Source organism: Sphaerimonospora thailandensis (assembly GCF_016863115.1).
Classification (GTDB): domain Bacteria; phylum Actinomycetota; class Actinomycetes; order Streptosporangiales; family Streptosporangiaceae; genus Sphaerimonospora; species Sphaerimonospora cavernae.
Genome location: NZ_BOOG01000036.1, coordinates 25,579 through 50,725, shown reverse-complemented (window position 1 = coordinate 50,725; position 25,147 = coordinate 25,579). Strand labels below are relative to the sequence as shown.

20 protein-coding genes are annotated in these 25,147 nt (G+C 70.3%); 10 read left to right on the top strand and 10 right to left on the bottom strand.

The genetic code is table 11. The features are described 5' to 3' along the window. Positions 1–32: 32 nt before the first annotated feature. On the bottom strand, positions 33–482 hold the full coding sequence (locus Mth01_RS19010) for a lamin tail domain-containing protein (protein WP_204017235.1): 450 nt from the start codon (positions 480–482) through the stop codon (positions 33–35). A gap of 154 nt (positions 483–636) precedes the next feature. Here Mth01_RS19010 and Mth01_RS19005 point away from each other — a divergent pair, with 154 nt between their 5' ends. The 4 genes from Mth01_RS19005 (at position 637) to Mth01_RS18990 (ending at position 6,231) form a co-directional block, all read left to right on the top strand. Continuing rightward, positions 637–1,386 (top strand): class I SAM-dependent methyltransferase, encoded by a 750-nt coding sequence (locus tag Mth01_RS19005; protein ID WP_204017234.1) that lies wholly within the window; start codon positions 637–639, stop codon positions 1,384–1,386. 289 nt (positions 1,387–1,675) lie between these two features. Beyond that, entirely contained in the window at positions 1,676–2,866 is a 1,191-nt protein-coding gene (locus Mth01_RS19000; protein WP_204017233.1) for an AAA family ATPase, read from the top strand. Further along, positions 2,863–3,453 carry a DUF4276 family protein gene (locus tag Mth01_RS18995; protein WP_204017232.1) on the top strand — a complete coding sequence of 197 codons (591 nt, stop codon included), beginning with the start codon at positions 2,863–2,865 and terminating at the stop codon, positions 3,451–3,453. The genes Mth01_RS19000 and Mth01_RS18995 overlap by 4 nt, the downstream gene beginning before the upstream one ends. Positions 3,454–3,654: 201 nt before the next feature. Then, positions 3,655–6,231, top strand: coding sequence for a penicillin acylase family protein (locus Mth01_RS18990; RefSeq protein WP_204017231.1), 2,577 nt, complete (start codon positions 3,655–3,657; stop codon positions 6,229–6,231). Here Mth01_RS18990 and Mth01_RS18985 read toward each other — a convergent pair. The 6 genes from Mth01_RS18985 to Mth01_RS18960 are packed head-to-tail and all read right to left on the bottom strand — an operon-like array spanning position 6,221 to position 12,599. After that, positions 6,221–6,934, bottom strand: coding sequence for a hypothetical protein (locus Mth01_RS18985; RefSeq protein ID WP_204017230.1), 714 nt, complete (start codon positions 6,932–6,934; stop codon positions 6,221–6,223). The genes Mth01_RS18990 and Mth01_RS18985 overlap by 11 nt on opposite strands. Positions 6,935–6,962: 28 nt before the next feature. Further along, positions 6,963–7,535 (bottom strand): GNAT family N-acetyltransferase, encoded by a 573-nt coding sequence (locus Mth01_RS18980; RefSeq protein WP_239089808.1) that lies wholly within the window; start codon positions 7,533–7,535, stop codon positions 6,963–6,965. Beyond that, the gene (locus Mth01_RS18975; protein ID WP_204017229.1) at positions 7,532–9,643 is read right to left on the bottom strand and encodes a penicillin acylase family protein; all 2,112 of its coding nucleotides are present in this window, start codon (positions 9,641–9,643) and stop codon (positions 7,532–7,534) included. The genes Mth01_RS18980 and Mth01_RS18975 overlap by 4 nt, the downstream gene beginning before the upstream one ends. After that, entirely contained in the window at positions 9,640–10,467 is an 828-nt protein-coding gene (locus Mth01_RS18970) for an ABC transporter ATP-binding protein (RefSeq protein WP_204017228.1), read from the bottom strand. The genes Mth01_RS18975 and Mth01_RS18970 overlap by 4 nt, the downstream gene beginning before the upstream one ends. Before the next feature lie 30 nt (positions 10,468–10,497). After that, positions 10,498–11,526, bottom strand: coding sequence for a FecCD family ABC transporter permease (locus Mth01_RS18965; RefSeq protein WP_204017227.1), 1,029 nt, complete (start codon positions 11,524–11,526; stop codon positions 10,498–10,500). Continuing rightward, entirely contained in the window at positions 11,523–12,599 is a 1,077-nt protein-coding gene (locus Mth01_RS18960; RefSeq protein WP_239089807.1) for a FecCD family ABC transporter permease, read from the bottom strand. Before Mth01_RS18960 ends, Mth01_RS18965 begins: the two co-directional genes overlap by 4 nt. Before the next feature lie 159 nt (positions 12,600–12,758). Between Mth01_RS18960 and Mth01_RS18955 the strand changes: the two genes are divergently transcribed. Genes Mth01_RS18955 through Mth01_RS18935 form a run of 5 tightly spaced genes read left to right on the top strand, consistent with a single transcriptional unit; the run spans position 12,759 to position 18,960 of the window. Beyond that, positions 12,759–13,817: an ABC transporter substrate-binding protein gene (locus tag Mth01_RS18955; RefSeq protein ID WP_204017226.1), complete on the top strand. Its 1,059-nt coding sequence runs from the start codon at positions 12,759–12,761 to the stop codon at positions 13,815–13,817. After that, on the top strand, positions 13,814–15,265 hold the full coding sequence (locus Mth01_RS18950; RefSeq protein ID WP_204017225.1) for a pyridoxal phosphate-dependent decarboxylase family protein: 1,452 nt from the start codon (positions 13,814–13,816) through the stop codon (positions 15,263–15,265). The genes Mth01_RS18955 and Mth01_RS18950 overlap by 4 nt, the downstream gene beginning before the upstream one ends. 31 nt (positions 15,266–15,296) lie before the next feature. Continuing rightward, positions 15,297–16,592: a lysine N(6)-hydroxylase/L-ornithine N(5)-oxygenase family protein gene (locus Mth01_RS18945; RefSeq protein ID WP_204017224.1), complete on the top strand. Its 1,296-nt coding sequence runs from the start codon at positions 15,297–15,299 to the stop codon at positions 16,590–16,592. Positions 16,593–16,600: 8 nt separating this feature from the next. After that, entirely contained in the window at positions 16,601–17,170 is a 570-nt protein-coding gene (locus tag Mth01_RS18940) for a GNAT family N-acetyltransferase (RefSeq protein WP_204017223.1), read from the top strand. A 2-nt stretch (positions 17,171–17,172) separates the two neighbouring features. Then, the gene (locus Mth01_RS18935; RefSeq protein ID WP_204017260.1) at positions 17,173–18,960 is read left to right on the top strand and encodes an IucA/IucC family protein; all 1,788 of its coding nucleotides are present in this window, start codon (positions 17,173–17,175) and stop codon (positions 18,958–18,960) included. 90 nt (positions 18,961–19,050) lie between these two features. Here Mth01_RS18935 and Mth01_RS18930 read toward each other — a convergent pair whose 3' ends face one another. The 3 genes from Mth01_RS18930 to Mth01_RS18920 all read right to left on the bottom strand — a co-directional run bounded on the left by Mth01_RS18930 (position 19,051) and on the right by Mth01_RS18920 (position 24,036). After that, positions 19,051–21,591, bottom strand: coding sequence for an ABC transporter permease (locus Mth01_RS18930; protein WP_204017222.1), 2,541 nt, complete (start codon positions 21,589–21,591; stop codon positions 19,051–19,053). Beyond that, complete coding sequence (locus tag Mth01_RS18925; protein ID WP_239089806.1) at positions 21,592–22,311, bottom strand: ABC transporter ATP-binding protein; 720 nt, start codon at positions 22,309–22,311, stop codon at positions 21,592–21,594. It lies immediately after the preceding gene. Between the two features lie 213 nt (positions 22,312–22,524). Further along, positions 22,525–24,036 (bottom strand): aldehyde dehydrogenase family protein, encoded by a 1,512-nt coding sequence (locus Mth01_RS18920; protein ID WP_204017220.1) that lies wholly within the window; start codon positions 24,034–24,036, stop codon positions 22,525–22,527. Positions 24,037–24,198: 162 nt separating this feature from the next. Here Mth01_RS18920 and Mth01_RS18915 point away from each other — a divergent pair, with 162 nt between their 5' ends. Next, on the top strand, positions 24,199–25,035 hold the full coding sequence (locus Mth01_RS18915; protein WP_204017219.1) for an IclR family transcriptional regulator: 837 nt from the start codon (positions 24,199–24,201) through the stop codon (positions 25,033–25,035). Positions 25,036–25,147 lie beyond the last annotated feature (112 nt).

Here is a 25,147-nt window from a genome sequence, read left to right as displayed (position 1 = left end):
GCGAGGAGAGCGAGGCCCTGAGCGCCCCTCGGTCAGCAGTTCTTGTAGCCGCGCCGGGTGCCCTTGTACGCACAGGAGTCGATCAGCTTTCCAGCGTCGTTGCGCAGATAAGCCTTGTCCCCGGTGTTGTTCCAGACGTACCAGCGACGGTTCCAGTAGACGTCGCGGGTGCCGTCCCGGCCCTGTCCGGTGTGCAGGGTGAGCTTCTTGCCGGACTTCAAGGCGACCTTGCCAAACGTGTAGCGGAAGCCGGTCTTGTCGCGGATGGTCCAGCCTTTCAGGCTGATCTTCTTCTTGGTGTTGTTGCGGATGGTGATGTACTCGGCGTTGAGGCTGCGGTTGCCACCCCGGTCGCTGCCCGGACTGTTGTAGTAGATCTTCGTGATCTCAACGGCAGGTCTGGCGGCCTGGGCGGGGCCGGCGGCCAGGGGAACGGTTACCGCCGCGACGAGTGTGCCGACGATGAGGGAGACGTGACGCAAGTCCTGCTCACTCCTGAGACTAGGGATACGACAGACTATCGGCGCATTCTAGAAGAAGGGAGCTTCTCGCATGTTTTCGGGGCAAATCGCCCGATCGTGCAGTTGTGCCTGCTGTCCCTGCCGCAGACCGAGTTAGCTCCTGAGGAGAGACCACGTGAACCGAAGCATCCGCTCGATGGACGATGTCATGGCCCTGCTCGACCGGCTGTTCTCCTCGGACGCCGACCGGTGGACGGGCAACGCGTCGCCCTGGTGGGACACCTTCTATACCGACCGATCGAAGCCGGTCCCCTTCTTCACCAGGAAGCCCGACGAGAGCCTCGTGTCCTACGTCGAGCGGGAGGTGCTCAGGCCGGGGCGCGCTCTGGACCTGGGGTGCGGACCGGGCCGCAATGCGGTCTACCTGGCCTCGCTCGGCTTCGAAGTCGACGCGATCGACCTCTCTCCGACGGCCGTCGCCTGGGCTGAGGAGCGTGCCCGGGAGTCCGGCGTCGATGTCCGATTCCACTGCGGCGACGCCTTCACGGCCGAGTTCCAATCCGGCGCGTACGACCTGGTCTACGACTCGGGCTGCCTGCACCACCTGCCGCCGCACCGCCGGGTGAGCTATTTGGACCTGGTGGACCGGCTGCTGACCCTTGGCGGTCATCTCGCGATCTCCTGCTTCGCCGCGGGGGCCATGGGCTCCGAGCTGCCCGACGAGCAGCTCTACCGCGAAGGCCGCCTGCATGGCGGCCTGGCCTTCTCCCCCGAGGAACTGCGTTGGATCTTCTCCGACTACGAAGAGGTGGAGATACGTCAGATGGAGGAGCAGCCTCCGGACTCACCCGTCTTCGGTGTCCCCTTCCTCCTGGCCGCCCTGTTCCGTCTGGCCGCCCCGTTCCCTCGTGCAACGAGCAACTGACTTGTCAGCACTCCCTGCACCACGCGGCGCCGTCTGTGATGATGTCGTACAGGTGTCGAACACCGGCCTGATAGCAGGTGTGTTTGACTCCGTTCATGTGGAAGGCGAGTGAGGTGGCTGCGAAGTCAAGTCGCAGCAACCTGGAGGTCCAGACCTGGGATGGGGCCAATCTGCTCCGGGACGGCTGTGCCGGGCGTGATCGAATGGATCGATACCCCGATCGGAATCAGACTTCGATGGCAGCCGCAGCCACCGTCCAGGCTGATGTCGTGACGGCGAGGGGGGTGTGATGAAGCAGCCGGCACCAGCCCTGGGCCGGGTCCGGGTGGCAAACTACAAGAGCATCGCTTCCTGCGAAGTCGTTTTCACACCCTTGCTCATCCTGGTGGGCCCGAACGGTGCGGGGAAGAGCAATTTCATCGATGCGCTGTCGTTTGTCGCCGACGTTCTGGGATCGACCCCAGCCGATGCCGTAGCCAAACGGGGTGGTCTGGACGCGGTGATCCGACGTGTTCCCGAAGCGTTGGATGAGTTCAGCATCGAACTGGAACTCTCAATCGACGTGCGCGGACAGCGGATCCCCGTCCTGTACGGCTTCACCATCGGCCGGGATCTCACCAGCCATGGGTCTTTGATCGTCCGGCACGAGCGATGCTATCTACAGGACGGCGAGGATGAGCCCTTGTGGGCCGCATTCAGGGTGGAGGCGGGCCGGATCGTTCAAGGCGGGGAAACAAATGGCACTCGCCGCCGTACGCGCGGCGAGATCGAGCCTGATCGCCTCTACCTCCCGCTGGCAGCCACACAGGGCGAGTTCAGCGAGGTCTACCAGGCACTACGGGCCATGCTCTTCTATCACCTGGACACCGATCTCATGCGGCGTGTCGAGCCCGAACGAGTAAGCAGACAGCTCGGTTATTCAGGGGAAGGCCTGGGAGAAGTGCTCGGAGCTTTGAAGCGGGACTTCCCTGTCTTCAAGGCTCGCCTGGATGACTACATGTCGGCGATCGTCCCCGGGACCGCCGGCGTGGACCAGCGGCTCGCGGGCCCCTACTCGACGGTGGAGTTGCGGACTCGCGAAAGCGAGCGGGCTTTCGGCCCTGAATCGATCTCTGAGGGGACGCTACACGCAGCAGGGGTGCTCGCGGCGTTGTTCCAGCCTGTCGTCCTTGAAGGCAAGGCGACGCTGCTCGCGATCGAGGAGCCGGAGACTGCGCTTCATCCGGCCGCGTCCGGGGCGCTGTTCGACGCGCTGGCGGAGGCCAGCGAGCGATGCCAGGTCATTGTCACGACCCAGAGCGCTGATCTGCTTGAACGAGAGGACATCGATCCGGACTGGGTTCGCGTGGTGACGATCGACGGCGGTGTCACAGAAATCGGGGGAATCGATGAGATCAGTCGTGGTCTCGTCAAGGACAAGCTGGCCACGGTGGGCGAGTTGATGCGAGGTCGCCAACTCCGACCGGAGGGCGGCGAATGAGCGTGCGGATCACAATCGCCTCGATCGTCGAAGGCTACGGCGAAGTAACTGCGCTACCGGTCCTGCTGCGTCGGATCACCCAGGATTGCGGCATATGGGACGCCAAGATTCCGGAGCCGCACCGCATACCCCGCGGCAAGCTGATCGCGCAGGGCGGGGTGGAAAACGCCGTCCTCCAGGCGTCGCGTCAGGTAACCGGTCCAGGGGGAGTCCTGGTGCTGTTCGACGCGGACGATGATTGCCCTGCCGACTATGGGCCCGCTCTGCTCAAGCGAGCGCAGACCGCACGGAATGACAAGGAGATATCAGTCGTGCTGGCGAACCGGGAGTTCGAGGCGTGGTTCCTGGCCGCTGCCGCGTCGCTGGCCGGGCACCGTGGGCTCGCCGACCCGTTACAGCCCCCTTCGAATCCCGAAAGTATCCGAGATGCCAAGGGATGGCTCACCCATCAGAAGATCGACGGGACCTCGTACAAGGAGACCATTGACCAGGCCCCGCTCGCAGCGGTCTTCGACATGGCACAGGCCAGGAGGAACGCGGCCTCCTTCGACAAGTTCTGGCGTGATGTGGAACGCCTTATCCGGTGAGCGACTAGCACCTGCCTGTCGGCGGGTCATGCTCCGGCAGAGGCATGGCGTCCAGCCCCTGGCTTCCAGTGGTGATGACCCCATCTGTCATGACCGGGGTGAGGCCGAAACGCTACCGGGAAGTAACCGGCCCTAAACGGCAGGCTGACAGGCTGAGCTGTGGCCACATGTGCCGTGGCCACGTGTCATGAGAGGTCGCTCGTGGTCAGGATCGCTCCCTTCGCTCGTCTGCCGCGCCCGCTTCGCTGGGCCGCCCGCGTCCTGACCACGCTGCTGGTCCTGGTCCTCGTGGTGGCGATCGCCGGGGCGGGCGTGGTGGTCTGGACGGTGCGGCAGTCGTTCCCACAGCTCGACGGCGAGATCAGGCTGCCCGGCCTGGCAGCGACGGTGACCGTGCATCGGGACGCGTACGGCATCCCGCAGATCTATGCGGACAGCCCGGCCGACCTGTTCCGGGCGCAGGGGTACGTCCACGCCCAGGACCGCTTCTGGGAGATGGACTTCCGCCGCAAGACCACGGCGGGCCGGCTGTCGGAGCTCTTCGGCGCGAGCACTCTCGAAATCGACAAGGTCGTACGCACGCTCGGCTGGCGGCGGGTCGCCGAGCAGGAGATCGCGCTGCTCGCGCCCGAGACGCGCAAGGCCCTGGAGGACTACGCGGCGGGCGTCAACGCCTGGCTCGACCAGCACGCGGGCGCGGCGGACAAGAGCCTGGAGTACGCCGTGCTCAAGCTGACCAACGGTGACTACACGCCCGAGCGGTGGACCCCCGCCGACTCCCTCGCCTGGCTGAAGGCGATGGCCTGGGACCTGCGCTCCAACATGGGCGAGGAGCTGGACCGGGCGCTGACCGCCGGGTCCGTCCCTGTCGACCGGGCCGAGCAGCTCTTCCCCGGCTACCCGTTCGACCGGCACCGGCCCATCGTGACAGGTGAAAGCGGCGCCGGGACCGCGGCGAAAGGCATGACGCGAGTCGTACGGCAGGCCGTACCCGAACAGGCGCGGGCGCTGGCCAGGACGGCCGAGGCGATGCGCGCCCTGCCCGCCCTGCTCGGCACCGCCGGGGGCGACCTCGCCGGCATCGGATCCAACTCCTGGGTGGTGAGCGGGGCGCACACCACGACCGGCGAACCGCTGCTCGCCAACGACCCGCACCTCGGCCCGCGGATCCCGTCGATCTGGTATCAGGCGGGGCTGCACTGCCGACAGCGCGGCCCGGCATGTCCCTTCGACCTGACCGGCTACACCTTCGCCGGGCTCCCCGGCGTGGTGATCGGCCACAACCACCGCATCGCCTGGGGCTTCACCAACCTCGGTCCGGACGTCACCGACCTCTACCTGGAGCGGACCAAGGGCGACACCTACCAGTTCAGGGGCGAGTGGCGGGCCATGGAGACCCGCGTCGAACAGATCAAGGTCGCGGGCGGCGCGCCGGTGAGCCTCACCGTACGCTCGACCGGCCACGGCCCGATCATCTCCGAGGTGCTCGCCGACGCAGGCAGAGCCGTACCGGGCGCCGCCGCCAAGCTGGGCGAGCAGCCACCGGACCTGCCGCAGGACCTGTCGCAGGGAGTGGAGGTCGCGCTGCGCTGGACCGCGCTGGACCCGGGCCGCACGGCCGACGCGATCCTCCTGCTGAACAAGGCCGACGACTTCGAAGACTTCCGCGCGGCCGCGGCGGCCTTCGAGGTCCCGGCACAGAACCTGATCTACGCCGACGTCGACGGCAACATCGGATATCAGGCCCCGGGCCGGATCCCGGTTCGTGCCAAGGGCGACGGCCGCTGGCCCGCGCCGGGCTGGACCGGCGAGTACGAGTGGCAGGGTTTCATCCCGTTCGAGAAGCTGCCGTACGTCTACAACCCGCCGGCGGGATATATCGTCACCGCCAACAACGCGGTGATCCGTCAGGAGAAGGGCGGCCCGTTCCTGACCGGCGACTGGTCGTACGGCTACCGCTCCCAGCGCGTCGTCGACCGGCTGGAGCAGGCCATCGCCAAGGGCAAGGTCTCGGTCGAGACCATGCAGGACATCCAGCGCGACACCCGCAACGGCCTCGCGCCCCTGCTCGTGCCGCACCTGCTGCGCGTCGGCGCCGGGGAGCCGCTGCGCGGCTGGGACTTCGACCAGGACCGCGAGTCGGCCGGGGCCGCCTACTTCAACGCGGTCTGGCGGCACCTGCTGCGGCGGACGTTCGGCGACGAGCTGCCCGATTCCGCCCAGCCCGGTGGCGGCGACCGGTGGTATGAGGTGATCAGAGCTCTGCTGGACCGGCCGGACGACCCGTGGTGGGACGACGTGAGCACCACGGACCGGGCCGAGACCAGGGACGACATGCTCACCGCCGCCCTGGCGGACGCCAAGGCGGAGCTCACCGAGTTGCTCGGCGACGACCCGTCCGCCTGGCGCTGGGGCGACCTGCACACGCTGGAGCTCACCCATGAGACGCTCGGCAGCTCGGGCATCGGGCCGATCGAGTGGCTGTTCAACCGCGGCCCGCTACGCACCCAGGGCGGCAAGGACACCGTGGACGCGACCGGCTGGGACGCCACGGAGGGTTACCAGGTGAGCTGGGTGCCGTCGATGCGCATGGTCGTCGACCTGGCGGACTTCGACCGTTCACGCTGGATCAACCTGACCGGCGCCTCCGGCCACGCCTTCCACGCCAACTATGACGATCAGGCCGAGCTGTGGGCCGACGGGCAGACGACCCCGATGCGCTCCTCCGAGAAGGCGGCCAGCGCGGACGCGGCCGACACGCTCACCCTCACCCCTTGATGCAGCAGGTGGAGCAGGGGTCGGAGGGCTGGATGGTGATCCACAGGCAGCAGGTGCGGCGGCGGAACCCGTCGCCCTCCGGGACGACCAGGCCGGCCACCGGCGGCCCGATCTCGTCCAGTAGCCGACGCGCCTCGCCGTACGAGCCGAGCAGCGTGAGCGGATGGACGACCGCCTCGGCGGTGGAGCCCCACAGCGTGCGCTCGCCCACCTTGGTCAGCGCGTTCAACGCCCTGATCAGGGGGAGTTGACCGTCCATGAGCGACTCACGGATGGCCGCCGCCAGGTCCTCTACGACCACCGCGCCGGGCGCGCCGGCCAGCGGATCGTCGGGAAGGACCGCGACGGTCACCTCGGTCGCCGCGACCGTCACGCCCGCCGCCGACGACCTCACCACCGTGTCGTCGAAGCGCATCAGCGGCACCCGACGCCCGAGTGCCCACCCGAGAACCAGCGGGAGGGTCTGCCAGTAGCTGTACGTCTTCCACAGCAACGCCGCCCCCACGTGGGGCGCCGCACCCCACCGGCCCGCCGTTTCTTCCACGAAAGCGCGCAGCCCGTCGTACGGCTCCCGCACCAGATCCGCGACGCGGATCCAGTCCGGGGAGTCGTCCGCGACCAACCCCGGCAGCACGCCCAGCACGCCGCCGCGTTCGGCCGTGAGGCTCTCCAGTTGCTTCGAGAGGGTGTCGAGCAGCGGCACTGCTTTTCTCCTGTCAGAACACATCGGATCAGCTGTCAGCACGGATGGCGTCCCGGGTCAGGAAGGCCAGCCGGGCGCGTTTCTCGGGTAGGTCGATCTCGGGTCCGAGCTCGAAACCGGTCCGGAGCAGACGCGCGATGACCTTGGCGTTGCGGGCGTCCGGCTCGACCACGATGCGCTTCCTGCTCGGGTCGGCCAGCACGTAGGTGAGGATCACGGAGATCAGGTTGCCGGTGAAGCCCGCTTCCGTCGCACCCTCGACCGGGCCGACCAGCAGGTGGACGCCGAAGTCGCCGGCCTGGACGTCATAGCACTCGCCGACCGGATCGTGCGCCGGCTCGTACGTCTGGAAGAGCGCGATCGGCCGGTCGCCTCGATGGATCAGGTACGCGTGGTGCGTGCTCAGGCCGTCCAGATAGGTGTAGATCTCCAGGACCCGCTCGCGATCGGCGTCGAGCATCCCCCAGAATCCGGCCCGCTCCTGGGTGACCCAGGTATGGATCAGATCGAGGTCGGCCACCGGATCCACAGGGACGACGCGGACGGCGCCGAACCCGTCGATCACCTGCTCGTGTACGGCCTTGCGGGACTCGGTGGTCACGTTCGCTCCTCGGTGAGATGACGCCAGTCGGTGATCACGGGGACGAGCTCGCCGCGCAGCCACAGCGGTAGCTGGTCGCGCCGGTGGGGATCGCCGGGTACGCCGGAGGCGCCGAGCGGGACCACCCACCGGCTGTCGTCACGTCGCGCCAGGTCCCACACATAGCGCGCGGCGGGTCCGCGGGCGCAGTGGTGGGTGACGCCGGGGATGCTCGACGTCGCCAGCACGCAGTCGTGGTCGCCGGACAGCCCGGGCCGTTCCGGCGGTTCATCGAGGGAGCCCGCGGGCAGCGCCCGCCAGGGCACGAGCCGATGCGCCTCCCCCCAACTGCTCGCAGTCTCGCGGGATGCCGCCTCCTCGAGGGCCGCCCGCACCAGTTCGACCAGGCCGGTCCGATCCAGCCCGGGCAACAGGTCGGGCAGGGGGTCGGTGGTGAGCAACGTCCCCAGTCCGTGCGCGACGCGGGGGACCAGGGAGAGCCACGGCAGGAAGACCTCCGGGTACGGCGCGGCCCCGCCGATTCCCTTCAGCGCGGCGAGCGCGGGGTGGGCCGCGAGCCGCCGTACCACCGCCGACCTCAGTTCCGCGTAGGCCAGGGCGTCGGCGCTGTCGGCGTCCATCCGGCGGTCCCAGCTCAGCAGCCGGTCGCGTAGCCGTACGGCCTCCGGGCCGAGCTCGTGCAGCCCGGCCAGCAGGTCCAGCAGCGCTCCGGCCGAGGCCAGGTGGGTGTCGGTGTGCACGGCCGCCATGTCCTCGACGGCCCAGGGGCCGGGCGAGCTTTCGAGCAGGTGGCGGATCCGGTCGGCGCGGTGCGGCGCGGCGAACTCGACGCCGAGCGGCTCGGACAGGTCCCGCTGGTTCGCCATCACCGTGATGCCGTCGACCACGCGGCGCGGCATCGGCGTGTGCCGGCCGTGCCACTCGTACGCGGAGTCCCAGGCCGGCACGACGCGCAGGCCGTTGTCGGGATGCCGGACCGGTACGGCACCGGCGACGCGGTGCAGCGTCCCGCCGCGGGTGTCCGCCGCCAGCACGACGTTGACGGGCTCGGCCCACCGGTCGAGCGCCCGGTCCACGTCGGCGACGGTCTCCGCCCTGAGCAGGGCGGGCAGCGCCTCGAACCCGAGCTCCCCGCGCACCCGCGGCGGATAGCGGAGGCTGATCGCCTCCCAGGCGGCATCGGCAGCACCCGGTTCGTATGGCTCGGCCATCACGACGGGGCCGCGCTTGGTCTCGATGACCTCGACCTCGACGGGCTCGGAGGCACCGGCGACCTCGATGGTCTCGACGTGGGCCGCGGCGGGGCGCCACCCGCCCGGGCCGAGCGCTTCGACTCCCGTGGCACCGCGCCGGAGTCGTTCACGGTAGAGATCCTGGTAGTCGGCCATGGCGTTGGTGATCGCCCAGGCCACCGTGCCGGTGTGCCCGAAATGGGGGATGCCGGGGACGCCGGGCACGGCCAGCCCCACCACGTCGTACTCGGGGCAGGCGAGGTGGATCTGCTGGTAGACGCCGGGGTCCTCGATGAACCGGTGCGGATCGCCCGCGATGATGGCGTGCCCGGTGGTGGTGCGATCACCGGGCACGAGCCAGCCGTTGCTGCCGGAGACGGCCGCCCCATCGGAGGCGAACAGCCCGATCGCCTCGGGGCCGAGCCGCCGGGCGACCTCCTCGCGCCACAGCTTGGCAGGGAAGCCGGCGAAGAGGATGTGGTGGGACAGCCAGATGGCCAGCGGCGTCCAGGGCTGCCACCGTCCCGGCCGAAGCCCGACCGCCGCGAACTCCGGCGCCCGGCGGGCGCCCTCGGCCAGGCCGGCGTCGACCCCGTCCACGTACGCACGCACCCAGGCGGCGGTGCCGGCGTCGAGGTTGTCGAAGCAGCGCCGGGCGGTGTCCGCCAGCCGGGCCTGCCGGGCGAACCGGTCCCAGCCGACCGCGGCGGGGCCGAGGAAGGCGGCGGTCGTCCCGGCGGCCCGGTGCCGTTCGACCTCGATCTGCCAGCCGCGGTCCAGCGCGGTGACGCGCCCCTGGGCGAAGGCGAGTTCCAGCGCGCTGTCCGCGCGAAGGTGCGGGATCCCCCAGGCGTCCCGGCAGATGGTGATGCTCACGCCATCGCCCCTTCCGGTTCGGTACGCCGACGGGCCGCGGGGACGACGAGCGGGGTGCCGGTCTCCGGGTCGTCGATCACCCGGCAGGGAAGCCGGAAGACCTCGCGGATCAGCTCGGCGGTCACGATCTCCTGCGGCGGTCCGGCCGCCACCACCCGGCCGTCGCGCATCGCGATCAGGTGGGTGGCGTAGCGGGCGGCGTGGTTGAGGTCGTGGAGCACGGCCACCAGCGTGCGCCCCTCCTCCTCGTGCAGCCGCGCGCACAGGTCGAGGATCTCGATCTGGTGGGCGATGTCGAGGTAGGTCGTCGGCTCGTCCAGCAGAAGCAGCGGCGTCTGCTGCGCGAGTGCCATCGCGATCCACACCCGCTGGCGCTGGCCGCCGGACAGCTCGTCCACCGGGCGGTCGGCGAGATCGGCCACCCCGGTCGCCGCCATCGACTCCCCCGTCACGCGTTCGTCCTCCCTCGACCACTGGCGCAGCAGCGACTGGTGTGGATAACGTCCACGCCCGACCAGGTCGGCGACCGTGATGCCCTCGGGCGCGATGGACGTCTGGGGCAGCAGGCCCAGGACGCGGGCGATCTTCTTGGCGGGCAGGGCCGCGATGTCCCGCCCGTCCAGCAGTACGGCTCCGGCCGCCGGTTTGAGCGTCCGCGACAACGCCCGCAGCAGCGTGGACTTGCCGCACGCGTTGGGTCCGACGATGACGGTGAAGGACCGGTCGGGGATGGCGACGGTCAGTTCCTCGGCGATCACCCGCCTGTCGTAGGCGAGGGTCAGCCCGCTGCCGCCCAGCCGCGACGATGATCCGTCGTGTTCCATTCCCTCAACCCTCATGGCTACCCGATTCCCTCATATCCGGCCGGCCCTGCGCTCGACGGCGAGCAGCCAGACGAGATAGCCGCCGCCGAGCACGCCGGTGATCACGCCGACCGGGAGTTGGTGCCCGCCGAACAGCCGCTGCGCCGCCCAGTCGGCCGCCACCAGCAGGCCCGCGCCCGTGCACATCGAGGCGAGCAGGTTCGGCCCCGGCGCCTCGGTCAGCCGCCTGGCCACCTGCGGCGCGGTCAGCGCCACGAACGCCACCGGTCCGGCGGCGGCCGCCGCCAGCGAGGCGAGCAGCACGGCCGCCGCCAGCAGCGTCAGGCGGACGCGTTCGACCCGGACGCCGAGGCCGCTCGCCAGGTCGTCGCCCATCTCGATCATGTGCAGCGCCCGGCCGCAGCCGAGGAGCACCACCGGGACCAGCACGGCCATCGCCGCCAGCAGCGGCAGGGCGTCATCCCAGCCCCGGCCGTCGAGGCTGCCGGTCAGCCACAGCACGGCTCGTGCCGCCTCCATGAGCTGAGCCCGGGTCAGCAGATAGCCGTTGACGCCAGTGAGGATGGCGGCTGTGCCGATGCCGATCAGCACGAGCCGCTGGCCGTGCACGCCGTTCCGCCAGGCCAGGGCATAGATCGCGAGGCCGGTCACGGTGCCGCCGAGCACCGCGCCGCCGGCCAGTGCCAGGCTGCCGCCGCCCGCGACGACCACGACGAGCGCCCCGGTCGCCGCGCCCTGGGTGAAGCCGAGGATGTCGGGGCTGCCCAGCGGGTTGCGTACGAGCGACTGGAAGAGCGCACCGGCCAGGGCCAGCGCGGCGCCGACGAGCAGCGCGGTGACGACCCGGGGCAGCCGGAGCTCGTTGACGATGAAGTCCTGGGCGGCGGTGCCGCCGCCGGCGATCGTACGCAGGACCTCCGCCGGGCTCATCGGATAGTCGCCGTCGCCGATCGTCAGCACGCCGACGGCGAGCGCCAGCAGCGCGCAGCCGGTTCCCACGGCCAGCGTCCGAGGGTGGAACCGTACGGAACGGTCCCCCGGGAGGCGTACGACGCTCATGTCCGCGCCATCCGCGCTATCCGGGCCCGCCGGGCGAAGTACAGGAAGAACGGGCCGCCGAGCACCGCCGTCACGATCCCCACCTGCAGCTCACCCGGCCTGCCGAGCACCCGGCCGAGCACGTCCGCGCCGAGCAGGAGCACGGGCGCGAGCACCGCGCAGTAGGGGAGCAGCCAGCGCAGGTCGGGGCCGGTCAGCGCTCGGACGAGATGGGGCACCATCAGGCCGACGAAGACGATCGGACCGCAGGCCGCGGTGGCCGCCCCGCACAGCAGCGTCACGGCCACCATGGCGGCGACGCGCACCCCGGCGGGCCGGACGCCCAGCGCGCGGGCGGAGTCGTCACCGAGCGCGAGGGCGTTGAGCGACCGGGCCAGCGCCAGGGCGAGGACCAGCCCCGTCGCGACGAACGGCAGCATCGCGACCACCGTCGCGGCCGGTGCGCTCGCCAGCGAGCCGACCGTCCAGAAACGCATCTTCTCCAGCGATCCGCTGTCGAGCAGCATCATCGCGCTGACGTACGAGAAGAGCGCGGCGTTGAGCGCGGCGCCCGCCAGCGTCAGCCGGGCCGGGGTCGCGCCGCGTCCGCCGCCGACCACGTAGACCAGCACCGAGACGGCCGCCGCACCGGCCAGCGCGAACCACACATAGCTCTCGAACGCGGCCATTCCCAGGAGTCCGGTGGCCGTGGCCACCGCGGCCGAGGCGCCCGCGTTGATCCCCAGCAGTCCCGGATCGGCGAGCGGGTTACGGGTCAGCGCCTGCATCACCCCGCCCGCCACGCCCAGCGCCGCGCCCACGAGCAGCCCGAGCAGGGTGCGCGGCAGCCGCATCTCCCGCACCACGGTCGAGGCGGCCGAGTGGTCGCCGAAGAGCCCGTGCCAGACCTCGCCGACGGACAGCTGCCTGGCCCCGAGCCCGACGCTGAGCACGAGGACGGCGAGAAGCACGAGCACCGCGACCACCAGACCGGCCGCGCGCACCGCGTTCCGCGTTCCCGCCGGCTTTGTCATCGGTACGGCTTGCGCCGCCGACACAGCCCCCGTGACCTGGGCGGACTCGGTTACGACCATGTCGGGGACTCCAGGAGGGCGGGGGGACTCTGTGTGGGCCTGGTTGGACAACTTAGGTTAGGTTACCCTAAAAATGTGATCGTCATTAGGTAAGGCTAACCAAAAAGCTCCGCCACGAGAAGGACTGAATCACCTATGCCGCATCCCACATCTCGCACGATGATCACCACGCGGTCCTCCCGCCGGCGCCTGCTGGCCCTGGGCGGCGCCGCCGCCCTCGGCGTCCTGCTCACGGCCTGCGGCGGAACGAACGGCGGAACGAGCGGCGCGGGGACGTCGGCGTCCGCATCGTCGTCCGCCTCCGCCGAGGGCGGCGGGAGCTGGTCGTTCACCGACGACCGCAAGGAGACGGTCACCGCCGCCGCCACCCCGTCGCGTGTCGTCGCCTTCACCGGCACCGCGGCGGCCCTCGCCGATTTCGGCCTCGACCAGAAGATCGTCGGCGTCTTCGGCGAGACGAAGAAGGCGGACGGCACGGCCGAGCCTCAGGCGGGCGACCTGGACGTGAACAAGGTGACGATCCTCGGCAACGTGTGGGGCGAGTTCAACATCGAGAAGTACGCGGCCCTGCGGCCGGAACTTCTCGTCACCCACATGTACGACCCCGGGGCGCTGTGGTACGTCCCCGACGAGAGCAAGGACAAGATCCTCAAGCTGGCCCCCACCGTGGCCGTCAACGTCGCACGGGTTCCGATCACCGAGCCGATCAAGCGCTACGCCGAGCTGGCCGCCTCCCTCGGCGCCGATCTCGACGCCCCCAAGGTGACCGAGGCCAAGGCCCGGTTCGACGCCGCGGCCGAGAAGCTGCGCAAGGCGGTGGCCGCCAACCCCGGGATCAAGGTCATGGCCGCCTCCGGCAGCCCCGACCTGCTGTATGCGTCCAACCCCGAGGTCGCCGCCGACCTGAAGTATTTCGCCGAGCTCGGCGTCGACTTCGTCAAGCCGGACAAGCTCGACGACGGCGGCTACTTCGAGAGCCTGAGCTGGGAGAACGCCGACAAGTACCACGCCGACCTGATCCTGCTCGACGCTCGCGGCACGGCCCTGCAGCCCGACGCTCTCGCGGCCAAGCCCGCCTGGGCCGAGCTCCCCGCCGTCAAGGCCAACCAGATCACCCCCTGGGACTCCGTGCCCCGCTTCTCCTACGCGGGCTTCGCGCCCCAGCTGGAGAACCTCGCCACGGCCATTCAGAACGCCAAGAAGGCCGACGGATCATGACCGTGGACGGGCAGCCCGTCGACGCCGCCAGGCCGTACCTCTTCAACGACCGCAACCTGAACCACTACCGGCGGGCCCTCGTCGACGGGATCGACCGGGTGGCCTCGCGGGTCGGCCGTACGGAACGGCCGTTCAGCGGGGTGTCCCCCGCTCCGCTGGCCCACGAGATCTCCGCCGTCGACCTGGACCGGCCGCTGCACGACACCGCCGCCGCCCTCGACGAGCTGGAGGAGGTCTACCTGCGCGACGCCGTCTACTTCCATCACCCCCGCTATCTGGCGCACCTCAACTGCCCGGTGGTGATCCCGGCGCTGCTCGGCGAGGCGGTGCTCAGCGCGGTCAACTCCTCACTCGACACCTGGGACCAGAGCGCGGGCGCCACCCTCATCGAGCGCAGGCTGATCGACTGGACGGCCGGGCGGCTCGGCCTCGGGCCGTACGCCGACGGGGTGTTCACCAGCGGCGGCACCCAGTCGAACCTGCAGGCCCTGCTGCTCGCCCGGGAGGAGACGCCGGCCTGCGGGCGGGCCGTGGTGATCACCTCGGCGGCCGGGCACTTCAGCGTGCGGAAGGCGGCGAAACTGCTCGGCCTCGGCCCGGACGCCGTCATCGAGGTGGCGACCGACGCCGACCGGCGGATGCGGCCCGACGCGCTCGCCCGGGATCTCGACCGCTGCCGCCGGGAGGACCGGCCCGTCATGGCCGTGGTCGCCACGGCCGGGACGACCGACTTCGGCTCGATCGACCCGCTGCCGGAGATCGCCGACCTGTGTGCGCAGGACGGGGTGTGGCTGCACGTGGACGCGGCGTACGGCTGCGGGCTGCTGGCCTCCCCCACCCGGCGGCATCTGCTCGACGGCATCGAGCGCGCCGACTCGGTCACCGTCGACTTCCACAAGTCCTTCTTCCAGCCGGTGAGTTCGAGCGCGGTGCTGGTGCGCGACGGCGCGGTGCTGCGGCACGCGACCTACCACGCCGACTACCTCAACCCGGCCGGGCAGCGTACCCCGAACCAGGTGGACAAGAGCCTGCAGACCACCCGCCGCTTCGACGCGCTCAAGCTGTGGCTGACGCTGCGCATCATGGGCCCGGACGCGGTCGGCGAGCTCTTCGACCGGGTGGTGGATCTCGCGGCGGACGCCTGGGCCCTGCTGGCCGCCGACCCCCGCTTCGAGGTCGTCACGAAGTCACAGCTCAGCACGGTCGTGTTCCGCTACCTGCCGAAAAACATCGGCCTTGCCGACGAGGCGAACCTGTACGCCAGGGAGGCGCTGGCCGCCTCGGGTGAGGCCCTCGTCGCGGGCACCCGGGTCGACGGCCGCCACTACCTGAAGCTCACGCTGCTCAACCCGGAGACCACGCCGGACGACATCGCGCACGTCCTCGGTCTCCTCGCCGGTCACGCCGAGCGGTACGTCGACGCCCGGATCCCGGCGCACGCCCGTTGAATCCGCTGCTGTCCCCCAACCGGAGAGACGCATGTCCACGCATGACTTCATCGCGATCGGGCTCGGCCCGTACAACCTGGGCCTGGCCTGCCTGACCGAGCCGATCGACGAGCTCGGCGGGCTGTTCCTGGAGCGGAAACCCGACTTCGACTGGCACCCGGGGATGCTGCTCGACTCGGCGACGATGCAGACCCCGTTCATCGCCGACCTGGTCACGCTGGCCGACCCGACCTCCCCCTACTCGTTCCTCAACTATCTGAAGGAGACCGGGCGCCTCTACCCCTTCTACATCCGCGAGATCTTCTACCAGCTGCGCGGGGAGTACGTCGCGTACTGCCGCTGGGCCGCCGCCAAGCTCCGCACCATCCGCTTCCAGCACGAGGTGACGTCGGTGACGTACGAGACGGCCGACGGCTGCTACGTCGTACGCGCGACCAGGACCGACACCGGAGAGACGACCGAGCACCGGGCCCGGCGGCTCGTCCTCGGCACCGGCACGCCGCCGCACCTCCCCGACGGGTGCGCCGGCCTGGGCGGCGACCTCGTCCACAGCGCCGGCTACCTGGACGCCAGGGAGTCGCTGCGGGCCAAGGACAGCATCACCGTCGTCGGCAGCGGCCAGAGCGCGGCGGAGATCTACCGCGATCTGCTCGCCGACATCGAGTCGTACGGCTACCGCCTCAACTGGGTGACCAGGTCGCCGCGGTTCTTCCCGCTGGAGTACACCAAGCTCACCCTGGAGATGACCTCCCCCGAGTACGTGGACTACTTCCACGCGCTGCCCGAGGACACCCGATATCGGCTCGAAACCGAGCAGAAGGGGCTCTACAAGGGCATCGACGCGGAGCTCATCAACGACATCTTCGACCTGCTCTACCAGAAGACCGTCGGCGGCCCGATCCCCACCCGGCTGATGACCAACACCGCGCTACGCGGCGCCTCGTACGGCAACGGCGAATACACACTGCGACTACGCCACGAGGAGCAGGAGCGCGATTTCTCGCTGGTCACCCAGGGACTTGTGCTGGCCACCGGCTACCGCTACCAGCCGCCCGCCTTTCTGGAGCCGGTGCGCGACCGCATCCGATGGGACCGGCACGGCCGCGTCGACGTCGCCAGGAACTACAGCATCGACGTCACCGGCCGCGGGATCTTCCTGCAGAACGGCGGGACGCACACGCACAGCGTCACCTCCCCCGACCTGGGCATGGGGCCGTACCGCAACTCGTGGATCATCCGCGAGCTGCTGGGCCGCGAGCACTACCCGATCGAGAAGGCCATCGCGTTCCAGGAGTTCGGCGCACCGGAGGCCGTGGTCGCCAGATGAGAGATCCGATGAGAGAGATCATCTTTTCCCGTACGGACGACCGTCTCGGCGAGTTCTCCGTACGCCCGCTGGACCTGGACGCCGACGCCGAGACCTTGCACCGGTGGGTGACCCACCCCAAGGCGGCGTTCTGGATGATGCAGGGCCACGATCTGGCCCGGGTCGTCGACGAGTACCGCGCGATCGCCGAGCATCCGCACCACGACGCGTTCGTCGGGCTGGTCGACGGCCGCCCCGCCTTCCTGGTCGAGCGTTATGACCCCGCCTACGTCGAACTGGTCGGCTTGTACGACTTTCAGCAGGGCGACGTCGGGATGCACTTCCTGTGCGCGCCGGCCGACACCCCCGTCCACGGCTTCAGCCTCGCCGTGATCACCACGGTCATGGAGCTGCTGTTCGCCGATCCGGCGACCCGGCGCGTCGTGGTCGAGCCGGACGTCCGCAACACCGCGGTGCACGCGCTCAACGCGGCGGTCGGCTTCGAGGTCGTCGGCGTGGTCGGCAAACCCGAGAAGGAGGCGCTGCTCAGCGTCTGCACCCGCGACGCCTTCCTGGCCGCCAGGAGGGTGAGTCCGTGAACCTGGATCCCCGTGCGGCCGTCGGCCACCTCACGCCGGAGAACTGGGATCGGGCCAACCGGCTCCTGGTGCGCAAGGCGCTCGCCGAGTTCTCCCATGAGCGGCTGCTCGTCCCGGAGGCGCGCGGCGATGGGCGCTATGTCGTGCACAGCGACGACGGCGCCACGGAGTACGGCTTCGAGGCCGACATCCTGTCCCTCGATCACTGGCGGATCGACGCCGGCAGCATCACCCGCCATCGCGGTGAGGCCGAACTTCCGCTGGACGCGGTCGACTTCTGCATCGAGCTGCGCGGCGCGCTCGGCCTCAGCGACGAGATCATCCCGGTCTACCTGGAGGAGATCGCCTCGACCCTGGCCGGCCTGGCCTACAAGCTCACCCGGTCGCAGGTCGGCGCCGCCGATCTCGCCGAGGCCGGCTTCCAGGAGATCGAAACCGGCATGACCGAGGGCCACCCGTGCTTCGTCGCCAACAACGGGCGGATCGGCTACGGCGTGCACGACTACCACGCGTACGCCCCCGAGGCCGGGCATCCCGTACGGCTGCTCTGGCTGGCCGCCCACCCCGACCACGCGACCTTCACCTGCTCGGCCGACATCGACTACGACCGGCTGACGCGCGCCGAGTTGGGCGAGGAGCTCCTCGGCCGCTTCGCGGCCATCATGGCCGGTCACGGCCTCGACCTGACCGACTATCTGCTCATCCCGGTCCATCCCTGGCAGTGGTGGAACAAGCTGTCGGTGACCTTCGCCGGCGAGGTCGCCCGGCGGCGCCTGGTCTGCCTGGGCCCTGGTGACGACGACTACCTCGCGCAGCAGTCGGTCCGTACGTTCTTCAACGTCGCCAGGCCGGACAGGCACTATGTGAAGACCTCGCTGTCCGTGCTGAACATGGGCTTCATGCGGGGGCTGTCGGCGGCGTACATGGAGGCGACTCCGGCGATCAACGACTGGCTCGCCGACCTCATCGCCGACGACGAGGTCCTGCGGGCGACCGGCCTGACGATCATCCGGGAGCGGGCGGCCGTCGGGTACCGGCACCGGCAGTACGAGGCCGTCACCGACCGCTATTCGCCGTACCGGAAGATGCTCGCCGCGCTGTGGCGGGAGAGCCCGGTGGCGGGGTTGGCGCCTGGCAGGCGCCTGGCGACCATGGCGTCCCTGCTGCACGTCGACCACGAGGGGCGGTCCTTCGCGGGTACGCTGATCGAGCAGTCGGGCCTCGCCCCCGAGGTGTGGCTGCGGCGCTACCTGGATGCGTACCTGACCCCGCTGCTGCACGCTTTCTACGCCTATGACCTGGCGTTCATGCCGCACGGCGAGAACGTCATCCTGGTCCTCGACGGCGGCACGGTCGAGCGGGTGATCTTCAAGGACATCGCCGAGGAGATCGTGGTGATGGACTCCGGCGTGCCGCTGCCGCCGAAGGTCGAGCGGATCCGTGCCGAGGTCCCCGAGCACATGCGGCTGCTGTCGATCTTCACGGACGTCTTCGACTGCTTCTTCCGCTTCCTGAACGCGGTGCTGGTCAGCGAGGGCGTGCTGGACGAGGAGACCTTCTGGCGGGCCGTCGCCGAGTGCGCCTCGGCCTATCAGGAGTCGGTCCCACGGTTGGCCGAGAAGTTCGAGCGATATGACCTGTTCGCCGAGAAGTTCGCGCTGTCGTGCCTCAACCGGCTGCAGCTGCGCGACAACCGGCAGATGGTCGACCTGGCCGACCCGTCCGCCGCGCTCCAGCTCATCGGCGAACTGGCGAACCCCATCGCCCGATTCGCCGAGAAGCGCGGTTAGCGGGCCCGGCCGCTCATGCCTGGGGGCCGGGAACGCGAGTGCGTTCCCGGCCCCCAGGGGGTCACAGTCGGATTCGTGAATCGAGCCTGATCACTCGGCGACGACGGCCCGCAGCACGTCCACCTTCGCCGCCTTCCGGGCCGGGGTGATCGCGGCGAGGATCCCGGCGGCCGCGCCCACCACGGCGTACACCAGGGGCTGGGCGATCGGCACCTGAAGCACGGTGATCCCCTCGCCGGCCAGGGCCCGGGCCGCGGCCATGCCGATGAGGAGCCCGAGCACCGTCCCCAGCACGGATCCGATCGCGGCGACGAGCACCGCCTCCCAGCGGATGCAGGCACGCACCTGTCGCCGGGTCATGCCCACCGCGCGCAGCAGGCCCAGCTCGCGGGTGCGTTCGAGCACGGACAGCGCCAGCGTGTTCACCACGCCGAGCAGCGCGATGAGCACGGCCAGGCCGAGCAGCGCGTTGACCAGGCCGAGCAGTTGGTCGACGGTGGCACCCTGGGCGGCGTTGAACTCGGCGGTGTCCTGGACCGCGACGTTGGGGTAGTCGGCCAGCGCCTGCTGCACGGACCGCTTCAGGGCGTCCGCGGGGATGCCCCCGGCGGCGGTGACGAGTACCGCGACGTCCAGTCGCTCGCTGAAGTTCTCCTCGTACGTCGGAATCGTGATCAGATAGCCGGCGCCGAGCAGGGTGGTGTCGGTGTAGGTGCCGGCGAGCCGCAGCGTGTGGTCCCCCGTGTGCGGGAAGCGCAGCGTCACCTGGTCGCCGGCCTGCCAGCCATGCGCCTTCGCCTCGTCCACCGTCGCCATGAACTCACCGTCGGCGAGCGCCGACAGCGAGCCGGACGCGACCCCGATGTCGGCCACCTGCTCCGCCGTCCCGGGATCGACGGCCGCGACCGAGTTGGTCTGACCGGCGACCTGGATCCGGCCGAACCGCATGGGCGAGACCACCCCCACCTCGGGGAGCACGCGCAGCTTGTCCGCTGCGGCCGCCGGGATGCCGGGAGCCATCTGGCTGTCGGCCTTCAGGATCAGGTCGGCACGGTTGGCGCGGACCAGCACATCGGCGACGGAAGCCTTCATGGAGGTCGCCACGACCGTCATCGCCACCACGAGGGTGAGCCCGATGGTGAGCGCGGCGGCGGTCGACGCGGTGCGACGCGGCGTCCGCCCGGCGTTCTGCCGGGCCAGCTCCCCTGCCATACCGAGCCGGGCGATCGGCGCCCCGAGCACCGCGACCAGGGGGCGGACCAGCGCGGGAGCGAGCAGGAGAAACCCGACGAAGGTGGCCAGCGAACCGAGCATCGCCGCACCGCCACGGGACGGACCGGCGATCGCCCAGGAGAGTGCGGGCAGTCCGGCCGCGAGGAGAGCCCCGCCCAGAACGATCCTGACCTTCGGCAACGTGTGGGCCGGCGTGGCGGCCTCCCGCAGCGCCGCGATCGGTGGCACGCGCGTGGCCCGCCAGGCCGGCACCAGCGCCGCGACCAGCGTCACGCCGAGGCCGACCGCCAGCGCGGCGACGACCGTACGCGACTCGAGCTGCAGCGTCGTCGTCGGCACCTCGATGCCGACGGCGGCGAGCAGGCCGCGCAGCCCACCTGAGACGAGCAGACCGAGGCCGAGCCCGAGCGCCGACGCCAGCAGGCCGACCGCGACCGCTTCGGTCAGGACCGCGGCGAGCAACTGCCGGCGTCGGGCACCGATGGCGCGCAACAGGGCGTGCTCCCGGCCGCGCTGCGCCACCAGGATCGAGAACGTGTTCCAGATGAGGAAGCCGCCGACGAGCAGGGAGACGGCCGCGAAACCGAGGAACGCGGTGGTGAAGAAGGACAGGCCCTCGCGCACCGCCCGGCTGGCCTCGCCGGCCACGGTCGCGCGGGTCACGGCCTCCAGATCGGCCGGCAGTACGGCCGCGATCCGGGTCCGAAGCTCATCCGGGCCGATCCCGTCGGTGGCCCGTACCGCGATCTGGTCCACCTGGCCGGGACGGCCCAGCACCTGCTGCGCGGTCGTCAGGTCGAACGCGGCGAGGGTCGCGCCGGCCAGATTGTCGGCGTCGCCGAACCCGATGACGCCGACCAGCGCGAAGTCGGCCGGCTTGCCGGACTCGAAGACGATCCGGATGCGGTCGCCCGGGGCGTAGCCGTGCTTGCGGGCGGTCGCCGCGTCGATGGCCACCTCGTTCGGCCCGGCCGGCGCCCGCCCCGCCCGCAGGCTGATGCTGCCGCCGAGCTTCTCGTCCTCGGCGTGGCTCACGCCGAGCGTGGGGGCGCCGCCCGGCTGGATCGGCTTGCCGGACTTGTCCAGCATGAGGGCGTAGCCGGTGATGCCGCCCTCGGCCGCCGCGACCCCGGGCACCTCCCGGACCCGATCCACCAGGTCGACGGGCATGGGACGGGGTGAGCCCATGGTGGGGGCGTCGGTGAAGGCGGGCCGGGCCCGGACGGTGACGTCCGTTCCCTGCCCCATGTCGGCGTACAGCTTGTCGAACGTGGCGGTCATCGTGTCGCCGAGCACGAAGGTCCCGGTGACGAACGACACGCCCAGGGCGATGGAGACGGCGGTCAGCAACAGCCTCAGCTTGCGGGCGGCCAGTCCCTTGAGTGCGACGATGAACATCTAGCCACCCAGCTTCTTCATCGCGTCCAGGATGTCGCCCGTGGTGGGCGCGATCATCTCGTTGACGATGCGGCCGTCGGCCAGGAACACCACCCGGTCCGCCCGAGCGGCGGCCATCGGGTCGTGGGTCACCATGACGATCGTCTGGCCGAACTCGTCCACCGCGCGGCGCAGGAAGGCCAGCAGCTCCGCGCTGGAGCGCGAATCCAACGCGCCCGTCGGCTCGTCCGCGAAGAGGATCTCCGGCCGGGTGACCAGCGCCCTGGCCGCGGCGACCCGCTGCTGCTGTCCGCCGGACAGCTCCGCCGGCCGGTGGCCCAGCCGATCCGCGAGTCCAACGGCGGCGACGACGGTCTCCAGCCACGCCGGGTCGGCACGCCGGCCCGCCAAACGAAGTGGCAGCTCGATGTTCTCCGCGGCGGTCAACGTGGGGACCAGGTTGTAGGTCTGGAACACGAACCCGAGCCGGTCGCGCCGCAACAACGTCAGGTCGCTGTCGGACAGCCCCGCGATCGCCGTGTCACCGATGTAGACCTCTCCGGAGGTCACGGTGTCCAGCCCGGCGAGGCAATGCAGCAGGGTCGACTTTCCCGACCCGGACGGGCCCATGATCGCCGTGAACGCGCCACGGGTGAAGTCGATGGTCACACCGTCCAGCGCACGGACGACGGACTCGTTGCGCCCGTACACCTTTACCGTGTCCACGGTACGGGCAGCCACGTCGAGGAGGGTTGAGGTGGGGGGCGCCAAGGGGCACCTCACTTTCGAGTGGTTTTCAGCTCGGCCCTGTTAGGGCGCGACAGGAGGGGAGTACGACTCCGATGCTCCCGGAGGAGATCACGCACGGAATCGGCGAACCGACGCCACCTGACTGAGCCGATCCGCCATGCACCCTCTACGTCAAATGCCGGAGCCCGTCGGCACGCCGCCGCGTCAGAAGGGGAACTCGCGGTCCTGGTCGCGTACGGTGACCCATCGGAGCTCGCAGAACTCCTCGGCGGCGAACCCGAGGCCGAACCGTCCCCAGCCGCTGTCCCTGACCCCGCCGAACGGCATCTGCGGCTCGTCGTTGACGGGCTGGTCGTTCACGTGGATGATGCCGACCTCCAAGGTGGACGCCAGACGCAGACCGCGGCGGGTGTCCCCGGTGATGATCGAGGCGGCCAGCCCGAGGTCCGAGGCGTTGGCCCGGGCGACCGCCTCCTCCGCCGAGTCGACGGCCTCCACGATCACAACCGGTCCGAAGGTCTCCCCCTGGGTGATCTCGGCCTCGTCGGGGACGTCGGCGAGGACCGTGGCCGGATAGCACGGCGGCGCGGGGACGCCCCCGGCCAGGACGCGGGCGCCGAGCTCGACGGCCTCGTTGACCCGGCGCTCCAGAAGGGCCAGGGCCCACTCGTTGATGACCGGGCCGACGACCGTCGCCGGATCGGACGGGTCTCCGGTCGGCAGCGTCGCCACCTTCGCCGCGAACCGGGTGGTGAACTCCTCGGCCAGCGGCCGTTCGACATAGATGCGCCTCGCGCACATGCACACCTGCCCCTGATGCACGAAGGCGCCGTAGGCCGCCGCGTCCACCGCGTACCCGACATCGGCGTCGGCCGCGACGATGAGCGGGTTCTGGCCGCTGAGCTGAAGCACGACGCGCTTCAGGTACGTCCCGGCCTTCTCGGCGAGCCGTCTGCCCGTCGGCGTCGACCCGGTGAAGTTGATCCGCTTGACGAGGGGGCTCGCGAGCATCGCGTCGCCCACCGCTCCGGCCTCCCCCGGGGCGTGGGTGACGACGTTGAACGTCCCGGCCGGCAGGCCGGCCTCCTGGAGGATCTCCGCCCACAGGGCGCCACCCGTGTACGGAGACTCCTCCGAGGGTTTCAGCACCACCGTGTTGCCGAGGGCGAGCGGTCCGACGACCGCCCGGCCCGCCAGCGTGAGCGAGGCGTTCCACGGCGCTATCGCCCCGACCACGCCAACCGGACGCCGGACGGCCGCCGCACGCGTGCCCTCCACATCCGAGGGGAGCAGCTCCCCGGCCGGCCGATAGCCCAGCTGAGCGGCCTGCCGGAGCAGCTTGAGCGCGAAGCCGACCTGGACCTCGCCGAAGACGCGGCCGCATCCGGTCTCGACGGCGAGGGCGCCCAGCACCTCGTCGCGGCGGCGTTCGAGGATGTCGGCCGCACGCAGGAAGATCTGCTGCCGCCGCCAGGGCAGCGCCCCGGCCCAGCCCTCGAACGCCTCGTGGGCGGCGACGATCGCCCGCCGCGCGTCCTCACCGTCGCCGGCGGCCACCTCGGCGAGAACCTCACCGGACCAGGGAGAGCGCTTCCGGTACGAGCGGCCGGACTCGGAGGTCATCCACTCTCCGCCGATGAAGTGCCCGATGAAGTGCCCGATGACGTGCCCGATGACGTGCCCGCTGAAGTGTCCGATGCGTTCCCCCGGTGCCATCTGCCTCGATCTCCTCGCTCGCATCGGATTCTCTGTCCTTGGAGGCCGCGACGCGCCCGATCGAGAAGCGTTCACGTGATCGGCCCGGCGGTCAAGCCATCGTTCGAGTATGTAAAACGCCCTGTCCGTATCCTGTCCGTTTCTGTCCGTATCCTGGCGCTCATGACCGCAGAGAACGCCCCGCGCCCCCGTGGCCGTACCACCGAGCCCTCCGCCTCCTTCTCGGTGTCGCTGGAGCGCGGCCTGCGCATCCTGTCAGCCTTCGCCGGCGACCGCTCCACGCTCGGGATCGCCGACCTCGCGCGGGCCGTCGGCCTCAACAAGAGCACGACGTACCGGTACGTCGCCACGCTGACCAAGCTGGAGTACGTCCAGCAGGACCCGGAGACCAGGAAGTATTTTCTCGGCCCCCGGGTGGTGGACCTCGGGTTCGCGGCGATCGACTCGATGGAGCTCCCGCGGGTCGCCGCGCCGCTGCTGCAGGCCCTCGCCGACGAGACGGGGTTCACGGTCAGCATGGGCCTGAGCGACGGGCCGGACGTCGTTTACGTGGACCGGCGGCGCAGCAACCGCCGCAGCTCCCTCGCCATGGACCTCAACCTGCACGCGGGTTCCCGGCTGCCCGCCTACTGCACGTCGATGGGCAAGGTCCTGCTGGCGTACAAGGACCATGCGACGCTGCGGCAGATCCTCGACCGCGTCGATCTGGCGCGCCGGGGACCCAGGACGATCACGAACCGCGAGCAGCTCATGGCGGCCCTCGCCAAGGTGCGCCAGAGCGGCGTCGCGGTCAACGACGAGGAGCTCGCCCCGGGTCTGCGGTCGTTCGCCGCGCCGGTCCACGACCGTACCGGGGAGGTCGTCGCAGCGGTGAACATCGCCGTCCACCTGACCATCGCGCCGACGTCCGTCGACATGCTGGCGGGACGCGTCGAGCCGGCCCTCCGTCGTACGGCCGCCGAGATCTCCCGCCGCCTCGGCCACCGTCCCACCTCCTAGATCTTGTTTCAAGAGAGCAATTCGCGTTCGAAATTTTGGAACGCTCTGTTGCTCGCGTCTGAGGGGGCTCGTACGGTCGGGGCAACTTCCGCGACACCCGAACTCCCCCATC